The following is a 19,733-nucleotide window of genomic DNA, read 5'->3' as shown; positions in this document are numbered from 1 at the left end:
AAGACCTCCGGTGCCCTGTCATACGTACCGGAGGTTCGCGCATCCCTGTGCCGGCCTCCCGCCCGGAAGGAATGTGGATGATCCACGCGCTACCCACGTGGTTCGAGGTCACGTCGCTCGTCGCGGTCGTCGTGCTGCTGGTGGTCGACCTGATCGTGGTGGGCCGCCGCCCCCACGTGCCCAGCATCAAGGAGAGCGCCCTGTGGGTCGCCTTCTACGTCGGTCTCGCCCTTGCCTTCGGCGTCCTGCTGTGGGCGATCGGAGGCGCCGACCCCGCTGGTGAGTTCTACGCGGGCTGGCTCACCGAGTACTCGCTGAGCGTCGACAACCTGTTCGTCTTCGTCATCATCATGTCGCGCTTCGCGGTGCCCCGGCACCTGCAGCAGCGAGTGCTGATGGTCGGCATCATCACGGCGCTCGTGCTTCGTGGCGGGTTCATCCTCGCGGGCGCAGCCATCATCGAGCAGTTCGTGTGGGTCTTCTACATCTTCGGCGCGTTCCTCATCTACACGGCGGTCAACCTGGTGAGGGGCGAGGACGAGGCGGACGAGTTCAAGGAGAACGCCGCCATCCGTACGCTGCGCAGGGTGCTGCCCCTGCACAACGAGTACGACGGCGCGAAGGTGCGCACCGTGGTGGACGGCAAGAAGCTCTTCACCCCGATGCTCATCGTCTTCGTCGCGATCGGCTCGACGGACCTGCTCTTCGCGTTCGACTCGATCCCCGCCATCTTCGGCCTCACGAAGGACCCGTTCATCGTCTTCACGACGAACGTCTTCGCGCTCATGGGCCTGCGCCAGCTCTACTTCCTGCTGGGCGGCCTGCTGGAGCGTCTCGTGTACCTGCCGATCGGCCTCGCAGCCATCCTGGGCTTCATCGGCGTGAAGCTGATCCTCGAGGCCCTGCACACCAACAACCTGCCGTTCCTCAACGGCGGCGAGGGCTACGAGTGGGCGCCGGAGATCCCGATCTGGCTGTCTCTCCTGGTGATCGTCGGATCGCTGGCGGTCACGACGGTGGCGAGCCTCTTGCGGACGCGGCACACGGAGCGCCTCGAGGCGGCCTCGCGCGACTGATCGTGCACGACGCGATGGCCGGCCGGGGACTCCCCGGCCGGCCATCGGCGTCTTACAGGAGGCGTCTCACGAGGTCGCGAAGCCGCCGATCACGACCTCCCACTCGCGCACCCCACGGCCCACGATGAGTCCCGCCTTCGCGAACGGGTCGTCGTCCAGGATGCTCTCGACCTCCCCGGCGGTGACGGCCTCCAGGATCAGGAGCGCGCCCCCGGCGCCCGGTAGCGGCCCGGAGGCGTGGAGCGTCCCGGCGGCGTTGAGCTCGCGCAGGAACGCGCGGTGGTCCGGGCGGACCTTCTCGAGGGCGGCCGAGTCGTCGGCGTAGGTATAGGTCACGGCGAAGGTGGTCACGACACCATCCAAGCACGGTGCCCGCGCCGCCCTCTGCGGGAGGCGACCGGTCCGCGGTCGGGCAGCGCCCGACCGGATCGCCCGCCGCCGCGTTAAATCTGGATGACGGCCCTCGTCAAGGCGGTGTGCGACCCCCACACTCGGAGCATGGACGCCAGCGCCTCGCACTTCGACCTCGTTGTCATCGGCTCCGGCCCTGGCGGCCAGAAGGCGGCGATCGGCGCGGCCAAGCTCGGCAAGCGGGTCGCCGTCGTCGAGCGTCGGGACATGATCGGCGGCGTGTGCCTGAACACCGGCACCATCCCGTCCAAGACGCTGCGCGAGGCCGTGCTCTACCTCACCGGCCTGACCCTGCGTGACGTGTACGGCTCGAGCTATCGCCTCAAGGAGCGCATCACCGTCCAGGACCTCCTGGCCCGGCTCCAGCACGTCATCGGACGGGAGATGGAGGTGGTCCGCAACCAGCTCGCGCGCAACCGCGTCGAGACGGTCGTCGGCAGCGCCCGGTTCGCCGGGCCGCACGAGGTCGACATCCTCGACGCCGACGGCGACCGCGTGCGGCGGCTGACCGCCGAGAAGGTCGTCGTCGCTGTCGGCACGCGGCCCGCGCGGCCGGTGCACATCGCCTTCGACGGCGACCGGGTCGTCGACTCGGACGGCATCCTCGACATGCAGGAGGTGCCGCGGACGATGGTCGTCGTCGGGGCGGGCGTCATCGGCATCGAGTACGCGTCGATCTTCGCGGCGCTGGGCACCCGCGTCACCGTCGTCGAGGCCCGGGACAAGATCCTCGACTTCTGCGACGCCGAGGTGGTCGAGGCGCTCAAGTTCCAGCTGCGCGACCTGTCCGTCACGTTCCGGCTCGGGGAGACCGTCGAGTCCGTCACCGCCGACGCCACCGGGACCGTCACCACGCTGGCCAGCGGCAAGCGGATCCCCGCCGACACGGTCATGTACTCCGCGGGCCGGCAGGGCGCCACCGACGGGCTGGGGCTGGAGGCCGCGGGCCTCGCGGCGGACGCGCGCGGCCGCCTCGTCGTCGACAAGCAGTTCCGCACGGGGGTGGAGCACGTCTACGCCGTCGGCGACGTGATCGGCTTCCCGGCGCTCGCGGCGACCTCGCAGGAGCAGGGGCGGCTCGCCGCCTACCACGCGTTCGGCGAGCCGGTGTCGTCGGTGCTGGAGCTGCAGCCCATCGGCATCTACACGATCCCCGAGATCTCGTACTGCGGGGACACCGAGGACGAGCTCACGCGGGCAGGCGTGCCCTACGAGGTGGGCGTCGCGCGGTACCGCGAGCTCGCCCGCGGGCAGATCGTCGGCGACACCTACGGCATGCTCAAGCTCCTCGTCTCGACCGACACCCGCAAGATCCTCGGCGTTCACGTCTTCGGGACGGGGGCGACCGAGCTCATCCACATCGGGCAGGCCGTCATGACGTGCGGCGGCACCGTCGACCATCTCGTGGACACGGTCTTCAACTACCCGACGCTCTCCGAGGCGTACAAGGTGGCGGCCCTCGACGCGACGAACAAGATGCGGGACGTGGCGCGGTTCGGCTTCTGACTTCTGCCTGCGCCCACCATGCCGGAACCCCCCCCGGTCAGGCCGGGTCACCAGCCGCGTTCCCGCCACTCCTGCAGGTGCGGGCGCTCGCGGCCCAGGGTCGTGTCCTTGCCGTGGCCCGGGTAGACCCAGGTGTCGTCGCCGAAGCGGTCGAAGAGGCGCGTGGTGACATCGCCGAACAGCTGCGCGAACCGCTCCGGATCGCGGTCCGTGTTGCCGACACCGCCCGGGAAGAGCGAGTCGCCCGTGAACAGGTGCACCCGGTGGGACACCGCCTCCGCGGCGCTCGCCCCGGCGGGCTCGGCGTACGCGTACGCGACCGAGCCGGGTGTGTGCCCGCGCAGAGGGATCGCGTCGAGGGTGATCTCGCCGAACGTCACGCGGTCGCCGTCGCGCAGAAGCGTGTCGACCGGCACGCCCGTCGTCTCCTCGATCGCCTCGGCGTCGTCCGCCCCGGCGACGGTGCGCGCCCCGGTGACCGCGACGACGTCGGGCAGTGCGCCGAGGTGGTCGCCGTGCCGGTGCGTCGTGGCGACCACCTCGAGGGGCGGGCCTGCGTCGAGCGGGCCTGCCCCTGGCCCGTCGCCCTCGGCCTCGTCGACGAGGTCCATGAGCCGCTGCGCGTCGGCCGCGGCGTCGATCAGGAGCTGGGCGCCCGTGCGCCGGCACGTGAGGAGGTACGTGTTGTTGTCCGTGGGGCCTACGGAGAGCTTGCGGATCACGACGCGGTCGAGGACGCGCACGTCGGCCGGCCCGCCGGGTGCGACGTCGCCGGTGTAGCCGGTCGAGCCGGTGGGGTCAGGACCTGTCATGCAGCCAGTCTGTCAGCCAAGGCGAGGACGTGACCACGGCAGGAAGCGGCCGCGGAGCTGATGCGCCAGGAGGGAGAGCAGCGCCAGCCGGCCGGTGCCGTTGTAGACGACGAAGTCGCTGTGGACGTGCATGCCCGGCTGCCCGGCGGCGGCGTGCGCCGCGTCGCGGACGGCGTGGAGCTGCCGCGGTGTCATGGGCAGCGGCGCCTCGTCGGGCTGGTAACGCGTACCCGCCGGGTAGTCCCGCCCGGGGGTACGGGACATCTCGATGTGGCAACCCATCACGTGGGTGACGGGCCGCGCGTCGGCGAACTCGACGAGGTGGTCCATGCTCGCGACGAACGCCGGCATGTCCATCCCGTACAGCCGGCCCGGGTAGACGGTGTCGCCCGTGAGGAGGAAGCCCGTGCGCGGGTCGAAGACGGCGATCGAGGCGGGGTGGTGGCCGGGGATTCCGGTGATCTCGAGCAGACGGCCGCCGAGGTCGAGCGTCACCACCTCGGTGGGCCACACCGTGAACCCGAAGTACGCCTGCACGTCCGCGAGGCTGGTGCCGACGACCATGGTGCGCTCGCGGCCGGCGAGCTGGGCGTCGCCTGCGACGTGGTCTCTGTGGGAGTGGGTGTGCGCCACGACCAGCTCGTATCCGGCGTGCGGGTGCTCGGCGAGCCACTCCTCGACCAGCCGGTCGACGGTCTCGCGCAGCGGGAACGTGGCAGGGTCCTGCGTGGCGCCCGTGTCGAGCAGGAAGGCGCGGTCGGCGCCGAACAACAGGTAGAGGAACGGCGCCTCGAACGTCACCGACCTGCTCTGGCGGAGGATGACGGTGTCGGGGCCGTGGTGGTGGACCTGGAGCGGAGGATCGGCCGCCCCGCCGCGCCGGGGAGTGCCGTGGATCCAGTGGACGTCGAGGTCACGGCGCGTCATGTCGGAGAGTCTGTCAGGCGCGCCGCAGCTGTGACATAGAACGGGTGTGCGATTGTCAGTCAGCGGCCGTACGATGCTGCGGTGAGCAACCGCCTCGTCGTCTCCGGCGCCCGTGAGCACAACCTGAAGAACGTCGATCTCGACCTGCCCAGGGAGAAGCTCATCGTCTTCACGGGCCTGTCGGGCTCGGGGAAGTCGTCGCTCGCGTTCGACACGATCTTCGCCGAGGGACAGCGCCGGTACGTCGAGTCCCTGTCGGCGTACGCCCGCCAGTTCCTGGGGCAGATGGACAAGCCTGACGTCGACTTCATCGAGGGCCTGTCGCCCGCGGTCTCGATCGACCAGAAGTCCACGAACCGCAACCCGCGGTCGACCGTCGGCACCATCACCGAGGTCTACGACTACCTGCGCCTGCTCTTCGCGCGCGCCGGCACCCAGTTCTGCCCGGTGTGCGGCGAGAAGGTCCAGTCGCAGACGCCGCAGCAGATCGTGGACCGGGTGCTCGAGCTGCCCGAGGGCACGCGGTACCAGGTGCTCGCGCCGGTCGTGCGTGGCCGCAAGGGCGAGTACGCCGACCTGTTCAAGGAGCTGCAGGCGAAGGGCTTCGCGCGCGCCCGCGTCGACGGCGAGGTCGTGCAGCTCACCGAGCCGCCCACGCTGGAGAAGAAGCTCAAGCACGACATCGAGGTGGTCGTCGACCGCCTCGTCTCGCGCGAGGGCGTGCAGCGCCGCCTCACTGACTCCGTGGAGACCGCGCTCGGTCTCGCCGGCGGCCTCGTCATGATCGAGCTCGTCGACGCCGACATCGACGACCTGCACCGCGTCCGCAAGTTCTCCGAGAAGCGCGCCTGCCCCAACGACCACCCGCTCGCGCTCGACGAGATGGAGCCGCGCACCTTCTCCTTCAACGCGCCGTACGGAGCGTGCCCCGAGTGCACCGGCATCGGCTTCCGTCTCGAGGTCGACCCCGACCTCATCGTCCCGGACGAGGAGAAGTCGCTGCGCGACGGCGCCGTGGCCCCGTGGGCCCAGACGTCGTCGGAGTACTTCACGCGTGTGCTGTCGGCGCTCGCGGACGAGATGGGCTTCTCCATGGACGTTCCGTGGCGGGCGCTGCCGCAGCGGGCGAAGGACGCCGTGCTCCACGGCCGCGACCACGAGGTGCACGTCCGGTACACGAACCGCTGGGGCCGCGAACGGCAGTACGCGACCGGCTTCGAGGGGGCGGTGACGTTCCTGGAGCGGCGCCACAACGAGACCGAGTCGGACTGGTCGAAGGAGAAGTACGAGGCCTACATGCGCGAGGTCCCGTGCCCGGCATGCGGCGGCGCGCGCCTCAAGCCCGAGGTGCTCGCGGTCAAGGTGGACGGCCGTTCCATCGCCGACGTGTGCCGCCTGCCGATCCGCGAGGCGGCGACGTTCCTCGCCGGTCTCGAGCTGGGGGAGCGCGAGCGGCAGATCGCGGTGGAGGTGCTCAAGGAGATCCATGCGCGGCTCGGCTTCCTGCTCGACGTCGGGCTGGACTACCTGTCGCTGGAGCGTCCCGCGGGCACCCTGTCGGGCGGCGAGGCGCAGCGCATCCGGCTGGCGACGCAGATCGGCTCGGGCCTGGTCGGCGTCCTGTACGTCCTCGACGAGCCGTCGATCGGCCTGCACCAGCGCGACAACCACCGGCTCATCGACACGCTGACCCGCCTGCGGGACCTGGGCAACACCCTCATCGTCGTGGAGCACGACGAGGACACGATCCGCACGGCGGACTGGATCGTCGACGTCGGTCCCGGCGCGGGCGAGCACGGCGGCCGGATCGTGCACTCGGGCGACTACGCCGGCCTCCTGGAGGCCCCGGAGTCCGTGACGGGGGCGTACCTGTCCGGCCGGCGGTCGATCCCCATGCCGGTGGTGCGCCGGCCGGTCGACCCGGCGCGGGTCGTGCAGGTGGTCGGCGCGCGCGAGCACAACCTGAACGGCATCGACGTCACGTTCCCGCTCGGCGTGCTCACCGCCATCACGGGGGTGTCCGGCTCGGGCAAGTCCACGCTCGTGAACTCCATCCTGTACACGGTGCTGGCGAACGAGCTGAACGGCGCCCGCCAGGTGGCGGGCCGGCACACGCGGGTCACGGGCATGGAGCACCTCGACAAGGTGGTGCACGTGGACCAGGGGCCGATCGGCCGGACCCCGCGGTCCAACCCGGCCACGTACACGGGCGTGTGGGACCACGTGCGCAAGCTGTTCGCGGAGACCACCGAGGCGAAGGTCCGCGGCTACACGCCGGGCCGGTTCTCGTTCAACGTCAAGGGCGGCCGCTGCGAGGCGTGCTCGGGCGACGGCACCCTGAAGATCGAGATGAACTTCCTGCCGGACGTGTACGTCCCGTGCGAGGTGTGCCACGGCGCGCGCTACAACCGCGAGACGCTCGAGGTGCACTTCAAGGGCAAGACGGTCGCCGACGTGCTCGACATGCCGATCGAGGAGGCCTCGGAGTTCTTCGCCGCGGTCCCGGCGATCTCGCGGCACCTGAAGACGCTCGCCGACGTCGGCCTCGGGTACGTCCGCCTGGGCCAGCCGGCGCCGACCCTGTCGGGCGGCGAGGCGCAGCGCGTCAAGCTGGCGTCCGAGCTCCAGAAGCGCTCGACGGGTCGCACGATCTACGTCCTGGACGAGCCGACGACCGGCCTGCACTTCGAGGACATCCGCAAGCTGCTCGGCGTGCTGCAGTCGCTGGTCGACAAGGGCAACACGGTCCTCGTGATCGAGCACAACCTCGACGTCATCAAGAACGCCGACTGGGTGCTCGACATGGGTCCGGAGGGCGGGTCCGGCGGCGGTCGCGTCGTCGCGGAGGGCACGCCGGAGGAGATCGCGGCGGTGCCGGCGAGCCACACCGGTCGGTTCCTCGCGCGCGTCCTCGACGACCACCCGCCCGTGGAGCCGCCGTCGAACGGCGTGTCCCGGAAGAGGAAGGCCAAGGTGGCGGCGGGCGCCGTAGCGTGAACCGGTGACCTTGATGCCCGCGCCGATCGTCCTGCGCGACGACGACCCCCGCCTGCCAGGTCTCCTCGCCGAAGGCTGGACCGTGGTGGCCGAGTCCTGGGGTGCACGGCTGCGGGTCACGCCGCAGGCGCTGCGGCACTGCTTCGGCGTCCTGGCCGCGGCGCGTGAGCAGGGCTGGGTCGTCCGTGAGCTCGGCCCGGACGACGTCGCGGCGATCGTCGACCTGGACTCGCGCTGCCTGCCCGACTACCCGGTGACGCCGCAGAACGGGCACGACGTCCCGGACGAGGCCGCCCTGCGTGCGGACCTCGCGGCGAGCACGGCCTGGGCGTGGGGCGCCCTCGGCGCGGACGGCACCCTGGTCGGGGTGACGGTGCTACGCGTGGCGGGCGCGCTCGTGGACACGGACTTCACGGCGGTGGACGCGGGTGCCCGACGCCGGGGCCTCGCCTCCGCGGTCAAGGCCGCCGCGGTCCTCGGGCTGGCCGGGCGGGGCCACACCATGTTCGGCAGCGGCGGCGCGGCGGACAACCTGGCGGCGCGCCGCGCGAACGAGGCGGTGGGCTACACGGTCACGGAGCGCTGGCTGAGCCTGCGCCCTCTGGCCCGGGAGGGCGAGCGCCCCTAGGGTGGCCACCATGAGCGGAGCCCTCCACGACTACACCGCGACGGTGCGCTGGACAGGAGCGGGGGAGCGGGGTACGGCGTCGTACACCGCGTACTCCAGGGACCACGACGTCCTCCTGCCGGGCAAGCCGGCGCTGCCCGGCTCGTCCGACCCCGCGTTCCGCGGCGACCCGCAGCGGTTCAGCCCCGAGGAGCTGTTCGTCGCGAGCCTGTCCCAGTGCCACATGCTGTGGTTCCTGCACCTGGCCGCCGAGTCCGGCCTCGTGGTGCGCGAGTACACCGACGAGGCGACGGGCACGATGCGGGTCGAGGCCCGCGGCGAGGGCCAGTTCACGGACGTGACGCTGCACCCGAGGGTGGTGGCCGACGCCGGGGAGCTCGCCACCGACGAGCACCTTGCGGTGCTGCACCACCGGGCGCACGCGATGTGCTTCATCGCACGGTCGGTGAACTTCCCGGTGCTCCTCGAGCCGATCCCGGTGCGCGTCGCGGTCTGAGCCGCCTGAGCATCGGGGGCTGGGTGCCCTCTCAGGGTGCCGGCACGAGGATGTCGCGCACGAGCGCGTCGAGCGCGGCGTCCGCCTCGAGGAACTGCCGCAGGGTGCGCCGGGTCGCGCCGAAGTCGCCGAACTCCTCGACGGTCATCCCGTCGGGCTCGTACGCACGGCGGAACTCGGGGACCTTTGTGAGCAGGGTCTCGATGATGTGCGGGTCGACCGGCCGGTCGATGCGGTTCTCGACGGGGATGCGGTTCTTGTTGATCCGCTCCTGCCACTCGAACGGCGGGGAGACGACGAGGTCGCCGCCCAGGAGCTCCGACCACTGCATGTGGTTGCGGAACGCCGCGGAGAGGACCCGCGACCGGTACCCGCGCTCGACGAACAGCGCGTGCGCCCGCTTCAGCGCGGCGACGCCGGCCCACTCGAGGTGCCCCGGCTCGATCAGGACCCGGTGCTTCTCGACCCAGGCCTTGAGCCAGTCGTCGAGCCGGCCGCCCATGATGGTCACGACCGAGCCGAACTCGTGCTCGGGGAAGCCGGCGGCGGTGCGCCGATCGAGCCCGCGCTCGATCGCCTCCGCGACGGCGAGTGCCTGCGGCACCGTGAACGACACCGTCGCGTTGATGCTCACGCCGCGGAAGGTCGCCTCTTCGATGGCGCGGATCCCGACGGCCGTGGCCGGGATCTTCACGATGATGTTCTCGGCGAGACCGGAGAAGCGCACGGCCTGCTCGACCAGCGCTGCCTCGTCCCGGTGGAGTCGCGGATCGGTCTGGATCGAGAGTCGGCCGTTGCGGCCGCCGCTCCGACGGAACTCCGGCTCGAGCAGCCGGGCGGCCTGTACGGAGAGCTCCTCGACGACCATCCAGCCGAGCTCGGACTCGCCGGCGGTCGGGTGCTCCTCGGCGAGTCGTGCGATGCGCGGGCCCCAGGTCGCGAGGTCGCTCTTGATGGCGGCGAGCGCGATCACGGGGTTGCACGTTGCGCCGACCGCCCCGAACTCGATCGAGCGGGCGAGCTGCTGCAGGTCCGCGGAGTCGTTCCAGAGACTGGTCGGGGTCGTGTCCGCGGCGATGCGGAGCGGCAGGGTCTCGGCGTCGATGGCGGGTGCGTCAGTCATGGGTTCTCCGGTCGTCAGGTCGGTGCGGCGATGACGTCTCGCGCGTCGGTCGGCTCCCTCGAGACACCCCAGCGTAGACAGTATGTTCGGACAATACAACCTACGGCGAGGTGGGGTTGCTCACCTGACATTGTGGGCATATGGAAAGGGCTGATAATGTCTTGACATCATGTCGCGACGGCCGCGACGGGAGGGATGCACACGGTGGCGGTACCGAACCACTCGCTCCCGGTCGACCTGTTCATCGACCTCGACCGCTCGGGCCCGGTCCCGCTCTACTTCCAGATCTCGAGCCGGATCGAGGCGGCCATCCACGACGGCACCCTGCCGGCCGGGTCTCGGCTCGAGAACGAGGTGGCGCTCGGCAACCGCCTCGGGCTGTCCCGGCCCACGATCCGTCGGGCCATCCAGGAGCTCGTCGACAAGGGCCTCCTGGTGCGCCGCCGGGGGATCGGCACCCAGGTCGTGCACGGCAAGGTGAGCCGGAGCGTCGCACTCACGAGCCTCTACGAGGACCTCGAGCGGTCGGGGCAGAAGCCCGAGACCCGGGTGCTGTCGATCGAGACCGGCGAGGCCGACGAGAAGATCGCGGAGGCGCTCGGCGTGGCGCCGGGCAGCCCGGTGCTGCACATCAGGCGGCTCCGCTCCGCCGACGAGGTCCCCATCGCGATCCTCGACAACGTGCTCCCGGAGGAGTTCACGGGCCTCAACCCCGACGACCTGTCGAAGCATGGCCTGTACCAGCTGCTGCGAGCCCAGGGCGTGAGCGTGCGGGTCGCGAAGCAGCGCATCGGCGCGCGCGATGCGACGACGCAGGAGGCCGCCCTGCTCGACATCCCCAAGGGGTCGGCGGTCCTCACCATGTCGCGCACGGCGTTCGACAACTCCGGGCGCGCCGTCGAGTGGGGACAGCACTGCTACCGCCCCGACCTCTACTCGTTCGAGATGACGCTCGTCGAGCGCTGACGTTCCGACCGCGTGATCAGGCGCGTGCGGCGTCGACGAGCTCGCGCAGCCGCTCGAGCTGGAAGCGCGAGACCTCGTCGGACGCCTCGTCCTCGGCGAACACACGTTCGACACGATCGGGTACCGGAAGGCGGGACACCGGGTCGCGGGTCCGGGTGACCCGGGACACGGAGTCATCCGAGCAGCGGTCGCTGCTTCTTCTTGTCGACGAGGTAGTCGCGGTACGCGCTCCTCGTCACCTCGATCTCCGCCTCCGGAGCCACGGGGACGTCCCACCATCCTTCGCCGTCAGGTGCGTACAGGAGCGGGTCGGACTCGAGGTGGATCACGGTCGACCGGTCGGACGCCTTCGCCTTCGCGACGGCGTCCTTCAGGTCCGGGATCGCGTCGGGGCCGGGGGCGACCTCGATGACGTCGACGCCGTACGACCGCGCGTTCGCGGCGAGGTCGACCGGGAGGATCTCGGTGCCGTCGAAGTTCCGCACCTTCTCGTCGAACGTGCGGTACCGGGTGCCGAACCGGTCGGCCCCGACGGTCTCGGACAGGTGCCCGATCGAGGCGTAGCCGTGGTTCTGGATGATGATGACGATCACCTTGAGGCCCTCGGCCACGGCGGTCACGAGCTCGGTGTGCAGCATCAGGTACGAGCCGTCGCCGACCATGACGATGACGTCCCGGTCGGGCGCGCCGCGCCGGACGCCGAGCCCGCCGGCGATCTCGTAGCCCATGCACGAGAACGCGTACTCGACGTGGTAGCCGAGCGGGTCGCGCACGCGCCAGAGCTTGTGGAGGTCTCCGGGCAGCGAGCCGGCCGCCTGCACGATCACGTCGGTCGGGTCGCTCGCGGCCTGCACCGCGCCGATGATCTCCGCCTGGCCGGGCCGGTCGAGGCCGGAGGACGCGAACGCGGCGTCGACGACCGCGTCCCACTCGCGCTTCTCGCGCTCGATGCGCTCGGCGTACGACGACTCCACGCGGTGTCCCTCGAGCTCGCGGGCCAGCGCCTCCAGCGTCTCGCGGGCGTCGGCGACCACGGGCAGCTGCGAACCGTGCTTGTACGCGTCGAACGCGGCGACGTTGATGTTCACGAACCGTACGTCCGGGTCCTGGAACACGGTGCGGCTCGCGGTGGTGAAGTCGCTGTACCGCGTACCGACGCCGATGACGAGGTCGGCCTCGCCGGCGATGCGGTTCGCGGCGGTCGTGCCCGTCGCGCCGATGCCGCCGAGGTACTGCGGGTGGTCCCACGGCAGCGAACCCCCGCCGGCCTGCGACGTGCCGACCGGGATGCCGGTCGCCTCGACGAGGCGGCGCAGCACGTCCTCGGCGCCCGAGTAGATGACGCCGCCGCCGGCGACGATGATAGGCCGCCTCGCGGCGCGGACGGCGGCGACCGCGCGCTCGAGCGGACCCCGCTCGGGCAGCGGGCGGCGGACGTGCCACTCGCGCTCCTGGAGGAACTCCAGCGGTACGTCGAGCACCTCGGCCTGCACGTCCTCGGGGAGGGCGATCGTGACGGCGCCGGTCTCGGCGGGGTCGGTGAGCACGCGCATCGCAGCGAGCGCGATCGAGTAGAGCTGCTCCGGGCGCTGCACGCGGTCGAAGAACCGCGACAGGGGGCGGAACGCGTCGGTCACCTGGATGCCGATGTCGTGCGGGAGCTCGAGCTGCTGCAGCACCGGGTCGGCCACGCGCGTCGCGAACGTGTCGCTCGGCAGCAGCAGCGCCGGCATCCGGTTGCTCGTCGCCAGCGCGGCACCGGTGAGCATGTTGGCGGCGCCCGGGCCGACGGACGCCGCCGACGCGAACGTCGCGCGACGGCGGTGCATGCGGGCGTAGCCGACCGACTGGTGCACCATGGCCTGCTCGTTGCGGGCCTGGTAGTACGGCATCAGATCGGGCTCGAGCTCGTTCGCCTGGCGCAGGGCCTGGCCGATGCCGGCGACGTTGCCGTGCCCGAAGATGCCGAAGATGCCGGGGATGGTGCGCTCGCGGACGTCAGCGTCGACGGTCCACTGGCGGGCGAGGAACTCGACGAGGGCCTGCGCCACCGTCATCCGCTTCGTCTCCAAGGTGGTCATCGTCCTTCCTGGTCGGCCGCCTGGTGGGCCGCGTAGGGGAGCCGGGGGTCGATCGTCTGCGTCTCCCAGCTGGATCGAACCCACGCGTGGGCGGGGTCGTCGCTGATGCGCCACTCGCGCTCGGCGTCTGGTCCCGCCATGACGTTGAGGTAGTAGAGGTCGTAGCCGGGGGCCGCCACGGCCGGGCCGTGGTAGCCGTACGGCACGAGCGCGACGTCGCCCGTGCGCACGATCGCGGTGACGTCGATCTCGCCGGCGGGGGACGAGTAGGTGGCGAACATGCCGAACGGCTCCGCCTCCTCGGGCGCGTCGAGGCCGCGCGCCGTGGCCGACTCGAAGTAGTAGATCTCCTCGAGGCGCGACTCGTGGCCGGCGATGTGCTCGTCGTGCTTGTGCGCCGGGTACGACGACCAGTTCTCGGCCGGCGTGATCACCTCGCACACGATGAGCTTCTCAGCCTGGAGTGCGCCGGGCGTGCCGAAGTTGTGCACCTGCCGGCTCGACCGGCCGGCGCCGCGGAGCTCGACGGGCACCTCGTCCTTGGCGATGACCCGCAGCGGGTGCCGGGTGGTCGCCGGTGCCTCCGCGACGGCGACGCGGCCGCTGCCCGAGATCACCGCCGCGGTCCCGACGGGGAGGTAGACGACGTCGGTCGGCCCGTCGAAGACGGAGGCACGACCCGCGAGCTCCACCGTGCCGGAACCGTCCTCCGAGGTCCACGCGACCTCGCAGCCGCCCGCGAGGGGTACGACGATCCGCTCGACCCCGGCGGCGGGCAGCTCACGTGAGCTCCCGTCGCCGAGGTCGGCCACGCGCAGGCCGGTGTGCTCCCAGCCGTCGAGCGTCGCGTCGACCATGCTCTCCCAGCCGTCCCGGGCGAGCATGCCGCGCGGGTGGAACCATGCGTTGCGCGCGTGCATCCGCGTGCCTCACTCCTTCGTGATCCGTGCGCGGGCGTCTCGTCAGTCGTTCTTCGGGAACCCGAGGTTGATGCCGCCGTGGGTGGCCGGGTCGAGCCAGCGCGACGTGATCGCCTTCTGGCGCGTGAAGAAGTCGAAGCCCTGGATGCCGTAGGCCTTCGAGTCGCCGAACAGCGAGTTCTTCCATCCGCCGAACGAGTAGTACGCGACCGGCACGGGGATCGGGACGTTGATACCGATCATGCCGACCTGGATCTCGTTCTGGAAGCGCCGCGCGGCACCGCCGTCGTTCGTGAAGATCGCCGTGCCGTTGCCGAAGGCGCCGGAGTTGATGAGGTCGACGCCCTCCTGATAGCTCTCGACGCGCACGATCGAGAGCACCGGGCCGAAGATCTCCTCGGTGTAGGCACGGCTCGTCGTGGGCACGTTGTCGAGCAGGGTCGGGCCGAGCCAGAAGCCTTCGTCGGCGCCTTCCACCTCGATGCCGCGTCCGTCGACGACCACGGTCGCGCCGTCGTCCGCGGCGATGTCGATGTACGAGGCCACCTTGTCGCGGTGCTGGGCGGTGACGAGCGGGCCCATGTCGGGCTCGCGGCGGCCGTCGCCGACGCGGAGCTTGCCGATGCGCTCCGTGATCTTCTCGATGAGCTCGTCGGCGACGGGCTCGACGGCGAGCACGACGCTGATCGCCATGCAGCGCTCGCCGGCCGAGCCGAAGCCCGAGTTGATCGCCTGGTCGGCGACGAGGTCGAGGTCGGCGTCGGGCAGCACGAGCATGTGGTTCTTCGCGCCGCCGAGCGCCTGGACGCGCTTGCCGTGCTTCGCCGCGGTCTCGTAGATGTACTTGGCGATCGGGGTCGAGCCCACGAACGAGATCGCCTGTACCTCGGGGTGGGTGAGCAGGCCGTCGACGGCGACCTTGTCGCCCTGCAGCACGGTGAACACGCCGTCGGGCAGGCCCGCTTCCTTCCAGAGCTCGGCCATCCAGATCGACGCCGACGGGTCCTTCTCGCTCGGCTTGAGGACGACCGTGTTGCCCGCGGCGATCGCGATGGGGAAGAACCACATCGGCACCATGGCGGGGAAGTTGAACGGGCTGATGATGCCGACCACGCCGAGGGGCTGCTTGGTCGAGTACACGTCGATGCCCGTCGAGACGTTCTCCGAGTACTCGCCCTTGAGGATGTGCGGGAAGCCGGTCGCGAGCTCGACGACCTCGAGCCCGCGCTGCACCTCGCCCAAGGCGTCCGACACGACCTTGCCGTGCTCGCTCGTGATGATCTCGGCGAGCTCGTGCTTGCGCTCGTTGAGCAGCTCGCGGAAGCGGAACACGACGGCCTGCCGCTTGGTCATCGACGTCGCCGCCCAGCCCGGGAAGGCGCGCGCTGCCGAGGCGATCGCGGCCTCGATCTCGGCCTCGTCGGCGAGGGCGACCTCCTTGGTCTGCTTGCCGATGGCGGGGTCGTAGACGGGTGCGGTGCGCCCGCCGCGGGACGCGTGGTAGGTGCCGTCGATCCAGTGGCCGACGACGGGCAGGCCGCTCTCCTCGACGAACGGGTCGGCGACCGGCAGGTTCTCTGTGCTGTGGCTCATGGGTGGTTCCCTACTTCCTTGACGGTCAGGCGGCTGTGGGGGCGTGCACGAGCGAGGCGGCTGTGTCGACCGCGGTCACGACGTCCCCGTCGGGCGGGTGGATCAGGGTGCGGCCGACGACGAGGCCGCGCACGCCGGGCAGGCCGAGGGCCCGCTCCCATGCGGCGTAGGTGGCGTCGGGATCGGTCGTGCGGTCGCCGCCGAGCAGGAGCGTCGGCAGCGTGGTGGCGGCCATGACGCGCTCCATGTCGTCCACGACAGGCAGCTTCATCCACGTGTAGACGGAGCTGTTGCCGAGACCCGAGGCGATCGCGACGGAGGTGATGACGGAGTCGGCGTCAAGGACGTTCGCGGCCTTGCCGTCGCGCCACTCGGACATGAACGGCTCGAGCATGATCGGGATCCGCGCGGCAGCGGCGGCCGAGACCGCCCGGGCGTTCGCCTCGAGGGTGTCGGCCGTCCCGGGGTCGGTGAGGTTCACGCGAAGCAGGGTCTTGGCGAAGTCCAGCCCGTCGCGGACGATCGCCGGGATGTCGTAGCCGGTGAACCGGTCGTCGTACTCGAACGCGGCGCCGCGGAGCCCGCCCCGGTTCATCGAGCCGACGACGACCTTGCCGTCGAGCGCGCCGAGCAGTGCGAGGTCGTCGATGATGTCCGGCGTGCCGAGCACGCCGTCGACCCCGGGCCGCGAGAGCGCGAGCGCGAGGCGGTCGAGCAGGTCGTACCGGTCCGCCATCGCCAGCGGCTCGCTGCCGACGGCGAGGGCGCCCCGGGCCGGATGGTCCGCGGCGACGATGAACAGGCGCCCCGCCTGGGACAGGAGCGGCCGGCGCACGCGCGTGGCGAGTGCCTCGGCGATCCGGTGCGGCTCGAGGGCGCGGACGGTGCGGAGCTCCTCGAACCGTTCGGGAGAGAGGAAGCGGTCAGTGTGCGGCATTGCTCGCTCCCTCCAGTGCCGCCTCGACCTCGGACGTCGTCGGCATGGCGGTCGAGCACTCACGCCGCGAGGCGACGATCGCCCCGGCCACGTTCGCGAACCGCAGGGTGCGCTCCAGGTCCCAGCCTTCGAGCAGACCGTGGCAGAGCGCTCCGCCGAACCCGTCGCCGGCGCCGAGGCCGTTGACGACCTCCACGGGGAACGGCGGGACCTCGACCGTCTCGTCGCGGGTCTTGGCGAGCACGCCCTTCGGCCCCTGCTTCACGATCGCGAGCTCGACCCCGTGGTCGAGCAGGGCGTCGGCGGCGCGGTGCGGCTCCGTCTCGCCGACCGCGATCTCGCACTCCTCGCGGTTGCCGACCGCGACGGTCACGTGCGGGAGCGCACGCCGGACCTCTCGGGTCGCGTCTGCGGGCGAGTGCCAGAACATCGGCCGGTAGTCGAGGTCGAGCACCGTGTGGCGGCGCCGGCCGCGAGCGGCCAGCGCGACGTGGTGCGCGGAGACGCTCGGCTCCTCGGAGAGGCCGGTGACCGTTGCCCAGAAGACGCCGGCGTCGCGGATCGCGTCGAGGTCGAGCGAGGCCGCGGTGATGGCCAGGTCCGGGGCCTTGGGCCGGCGGTAGAAGTAGAGCGGGAAGTCGTCGGGCGGGAAGATCTCGCAGAACGTCACGGGCGTGAGCAGGTCCTGCTCGACGCCGAGGAACGCGTCGGAGACGCCGAGGCGGACGAGCTCGCGCCGGACGAAGCGCCCGAACGGATCGTCGCCGGTGCGGGTGATGACGGCGGTGCGGTGTCCTTGGCGGGCGGCGGCGATCGCCACGTTGGTGGCGCTGCCGCCGAGGTACTTGCCGAAGGTCTCGACGTCCTCGAGGCCCACGCCGTCCTGCAGCGGGTAGATGTCGACGCCGACACGGCCGATCGTGATGACGTCGAAGGTCGTGGGTGTGGTGTTCATACGCCGGTGTAGAACTCTCTCGATCGGAACGTGCCGTGGTCCGTGGGGATCATCGTAGCTATGTCCTGACAAAGTGACAATGGTTCCTACCGGCCCGGCGTGGTGTCGCTGGAGCGGCTATGTCAAGACATTAGCATAAAGTCTGCCAGCTGCCCAGTGTCGGGAGTACCGGGCACCAGCGATGCCGAGCCTCCCGGCGGGGTCCGCAACGTCAGTGACCTGAAATAGGGTCGTGTGCATGGCCGATCCCGCCACCTACCGCCCCGCCCCCGGGGAGATCCCCACGTCGCCCGGCGTCTACCGGTTCCGCGACGAGCACGGCCGCGTCATCTACGTCGGCAAGGCGAAGAACCTGCGCCAGCGCCTGTCGAACTACTTCCAGGACGTCGCGAACCTGCACGATCGCACGCGCCGGATGGTGACGACGGCGGCCTCGGTGGAGTGGACCGTCGTCGGCACGGAGGTCGAGGCGCTCACCCTCGAGTACTCGTGGATCAAGGAGTTCGACCCGCGGTTCAACGTGAAGTACCGGGACGACAAGTCGTACCCGTACCTCGCCGTGACGATGGGGGAGCTGGTCCCGCGCGCCCAGGTGATGCGCGGGGCGAAGCGGCCCGGCACGCGATACTTCGGCCCGTACGGTCACGCGTGGGCGATCCGCGAGACCCTCGACCTGCTGCTGCGGGTCTTCCCGATCCGGACGTGCTCGGCGGGTGTCTACAAGCGCGCCCACCAGACCGGCCGGCCGTGCCTGCTGGGCTACATCGACAAGTGCTCGGCGCCGTGCGTCGGGCGCATCAGCATCGAGGACCACCGCCAGCTCGCGCTCGACTTCTGTGACTTCATGGCGGGCGACACGGCCCGGTTCGAGAAGCGGCTCACGCGGCGCATGCAGGAGGCCGCCGCGGAGATGGAGTACGAGCAGGCCGCGCGCCTGCGGGACGACATCCAGGCGTTGCGGCGCGCCACGGAGAAGAACGCGGTGGTGCTGGGGGACGGCACGGACGCGGACGTGTTCTCGCTGGTGGGCGACGACCTCGAGGCCGCGGTGCAGGTCTTCCACGTGCGCGGCGGCCGCATCCGCGGCCAGCGGGGCTGGATCGTGGAGAAGGTCGAGGACGTCACCGACGCCGAGCTCGTCGAGCACCTGCTGCAGGAGGTCTACGGCCAGGTCGAGGAGTCGGCGGCGCGGGAGGCGGTGCCGCGCGAGGTCCTCGTGCCTGTGCTGCCGCCCGACCAGCCGCAGGTCGTCACGTGGCTGACCGGGCTGCGCGGCGCGCGCGTCGACGTGCGGGTGCCGCAGCGGGGGGACAAGCGCGAGCTGGCCGAGACGGTGAGGAAGAACGCCGAGCACGCCCTGGCGCTGCACCGCACCCGCCGGGCCGGGGACCTGACGACGCGCAGCCAGGCGCTGCGCGAGATCCAGGAGGCGCTCGACCTCGAGACCGCGCCCCTGCGCATCGAGTGCTACGACGTGTCGCACACCCAGGGCACCTACCAGTCCGCATCGATGGTCGTGTTCGAGGACGGCCTGCCCCGCAAGAGCGAGTACCGGTCGTTCAGCGTCCGCGGGCCCGAGGGCGACGGCGCCCGGGACGACACGGCCGCGATGCACGAGGTCATCACCCGCCGGTTCCGCCGGTACCTGACCGACCGGCTGGCCTCGGGCGAGGTGGAGATGGAGTCGGGCGAGGTCCCGGCCGACGCGGCCACGCCCGAGGAGCGCAAGCGGTTCGCATACCCGCCGAACCTCGTGGTGGTCGACGGCGGACCGCCCCAGGTCGCCGCCGCGCAGAAGGCGCTCGACGAGCTCGGGATCACGGACGTCGCGCTGTGCGGCCTGGCCAAGCGCCTCGAGGAGGTGTGGGTCCCGCGCGAGGAGTACCCGGTGATCCTGCAGCGGTCGTCGGAGGGCCTGTACCTGCTGCAGCGCGTCCGCGACGAGGCGCACCGCTTCGCCATCACCCAGCACCGCAAGCGGCGCAGCAAGGGCATGACGGCGTCGGCGCTCGACGACGTTCCCGGCCTGGGGCCGGCGCGCAAGAAGCTGCTCCTGACGCACTTCGGCTCCCTCAAGCGCCTGCGGGCGGCGAGCGTCGAGGAGATCGCGAGCGTGCGGGGCATGGGCGAGAAGACGGCCCTGGCCGTGCTTGCGGCGCTGGGCTCGGGCGGACCGGCGGGCGCGGCGGCCACAGCCGTGGCCCTTCCCGTCGGCGAAGGGATCGGCGGCGCAAGGGACGGCGGCGAAGGGCTCGGCGATGGCGTGTCGCCCGCGTCGGAACCGGAGCGGGCATGACCGCCTGGC

17 protein-coding genes are annotated in these 19,733 nt (G+C 71.2%); 7 read left to right on the top strand and 10 right to left on the bottom strand.

Annotated elements, in window-relative coordinates; all coding sequences use genetic code 11:
* The first annotated feature begins 77 nt into the window (after positions 1–77).
* Positions 78–1,076 carry a TerC family protein gene (locus tag L1785_RS09440; RefSeq protein ID WP_236089005.1) on the top strand — a complete coding sequence of 333 codons (999 nt, stop codon included), beginning with the start codon at positions 78–80 and terminating at the stop codon, positions 1,074–1,076.
* Between the two features lie 66 nt (positions 1,077–1,142).
* Here L1785_RS09440 and L1785_RS09435 read toward each other — a convergent pair whose 3' ends face one another.
* Entirely contained in the window at positions 1,143–1,427 is a 285-nt protein-coding gene (locus L1785_RS09435) for a YciI family protein (protein WP_236089004.1), read from the bottom strand.
* Positions 1,428–1,574: 147 nt separating this feature from the next.
* Between L1785_RS09435 and sthA the strand changes: the two genes are divergently transcribed.
* Positions 1,575–2,993, top strand: coding sequence for a Si-specific NAD(P)(+) transhydrogenase (gene sthA / locus L1785_RS09430; RefSeq protein ID WP_236089003.1), 1,419 nt, complete (start codon positions 1,575–1,577; stop codon positions 2,991–2,993).
* Between the two features lie 47 nt (positions 2,994–3,040).
* Here sthA and L1785_RS09425 read toward each other — a convergent pair whose 3' ends face one another.
* Positions 3,041–3,805, bottom strand: coding sequence for an MBL fold metallo-hydrolase (locus L1785_RS09425; protein ID WP_236089002.1), 765 nt, complete (start codon positions 3,803–3,805; stop codon positions 3,041–3,043).
* Between the two features lie 12 nt (positions 3,806–3,817).
* Entirely contained in the window at positions 3,818–4,732 is a 915-nt protein-coding gene (locus L1785_RS09420) for an MBL fold metallo-hydrolase (protein ID WP_236089001.1), read from the bottom strand.
* 81 nt (positions 4,733–4,813) lie between these two features.
* Between L1785_RS09420 and uvrA the strand changes: the two genes are divergently transcribed.
* From uvrA to L1785_RS09405, 3 genes are read left to right on the top strand one after another with little or no spacing between them, the layout of a single operon-like run.
* Positions 4,814–7,729, top strand: a complete 2,916-nt coding sequence (gene uvrA, locus L1785_RS09415; protein WP_236089000.1) for an excinuclease ABC subunit UvrA — start codon at positions 4,814–4,816, stop codon at positions 7,727–7,729.
* A gap of 4 nt (positions 7,730–7,733) precedes the next feature.
* A complete protein-coding gene (locus tag L1785_RS09410; RefSeq protein ID WP_236088999.1) occupies positions 7,734–8,357 on the top strand; it encodes an acetyltransferase in 624 nt (207 codons plus the stop codon).
* A gap of 10 nt (positions 8,358–8,367) precedes the next feature.
* Positions 8,368–8,853: an OsmC family protein gene (locus tag L1785_RS09405; protein ID WP_236088998.1), complete on the top strand. Its 486-nt coding sequence runs from the start codon at positions 8,368–8,370 to the stop codon at positions 8,851–8,853.
* Positions 8,854–8,884: 31 nt separating this feature from the next.
* Here the strand turns inward: L1785_RS09405 and L1785_RS09400 are convergent, their stop codons facing one another.
* The gene (locus tag L1785_RS09400; protein ID WP_236088997.1) at positions 8,885–9,976 is read right to left on the bottom strand and encodes a transaldolase family protein; all 1,092 of its coding nucleotides are present in this window, start codon (positions 9,974–9,976) and stop codon (positions 8,885–8,887) included.
* A 204-nt stretch (positions 9,977–10,180) separates the two neighbouring features.
* Between L1785_RS09400 and L1785_RS09395 the strand changes: the two genes are divergently transcribed.
* Complete coding sequence (locus L1785_RS09395; RefSeq protein WP_236088996.1) at positions 10,181–10,942, top strand: GntR family transcriptional regulator; 762 nt, start codon at positions 10,181–10,183, stop codon at positions 10,940–10,942.
* Positions 10,943–10,958: 16 nt separating this feature from the next.
* Here the strand turns inward: L1785_RS09395 and L1785_RS09390 are convergent, their stop codons facing one another.
* The 6 genes from L1785_RS09390 to iolC are packed head-to-tail and all read right to left on the bottom strand — an operon-like array spanning position 10,959 to position 17,428.
* Positions 10,959–11,111, bottom strand: a complete 153-nt coding sequence (locus L1785_RS09390) for a hypothetical protein (protein ID WP_236088995.1) — start codon at positions 11,109–11,111, stop codon at positions 10,959–10,961.
* 4 nt (positions 11,112–11,115) lie between these two features.
* Entirely contained in the window at positions 11,116–13,023 is a 1,908-nt protein-coding gene (gene iolD, locus L1785_RS09385) for a 3D-(3,5/4)-trihydroxycyclohexane-1,2-dione acylhydrolase (decyclizing) (RefSeq protein ID WP_236088994.1), read from the bottom strand.
* Complete coding sequence (gene iolB / locus L1785_RS09380) at positions 13,020–13,943, bottom strand: 5-deoxy-glucuronate isomerase (protein ID WP_236088993.1); 924 nt, start codon at positions 13,941–13,943, stop codon at positions 13,020–13,022. The genes iolD and iolB overlap by 4 nt, the downstream gene beginning before the upstream one ends.
* 42 nt (positions 13,944–13,985) lie before the next feature.
* The gene (locus tag L1785_RS09375; protein ID WP_283250183.1) at positions 13,986–15,536 is read right to left on the bottom strand and encodes a CoA-acylating methylmalonate-semialdehyde dehydrogenase; all 1,551 of its coding nucleotides are present in this window, start codon (positions 15,534–15,536) and stop codon (positions 13,986–13,988) included.
* A gap of 25 nt (positions 15,537–15,561) precedes the next feature.
* Positions 15,562–16,473: a Cgl0159 family (beta/alpha)8-fold protein gene (locus L1785_RS09370; RefSeq protein ID WP_236088992.1), complete on the bottom strand. Its 912-nt coding sequence runs from the start codon at positions 16,471–16,473 to the stop codon at positions 15,562–15,564.
* Positions 16,460–17,428, bottom strand: coding sequence for a 5-dehydro-2-deoxygluconokinase (gene iolC, locus L1785_RS09365; protein WP_236088991.1), 969 nt, complete (start codon positions 17,426–17,428; stop codon positions 16,460–16,462). The genes L1785_RS09370 and iolC overlap by 14 nt, the downstream gene beginning before the upstream one ends.
* Before the next feature lie 238 nt (positions 17,429–17,666).
* Between iolC and uvrC the strand changes: the two genes are divergently transcribed.
* Positions 17,667–19,724, top strand: coding sequence for an excinuclease ABC subunit UvrC (uvrC, locus tag L1785_RS09360; protein WP_236088990.1), 2,058 nt, complete (start codon positions 17,667–17,669; stop codon positions 19,722–19,724).
* Positions 19,725–19,733: the final 9 nt, after the last annotated feature.

Source organism: Antribacter soli (assembly GCF_021568775.1).
GTDB classification, from domain to species: Bacteria; Actinomycetota; Actinomycetes; order Actinomycetales; family Cellulomonadaceae; genus Antribacter; species Antribacter soli.
This window is presented reverse-complemented; position numbering and strand designations above follow the sequence as displayed.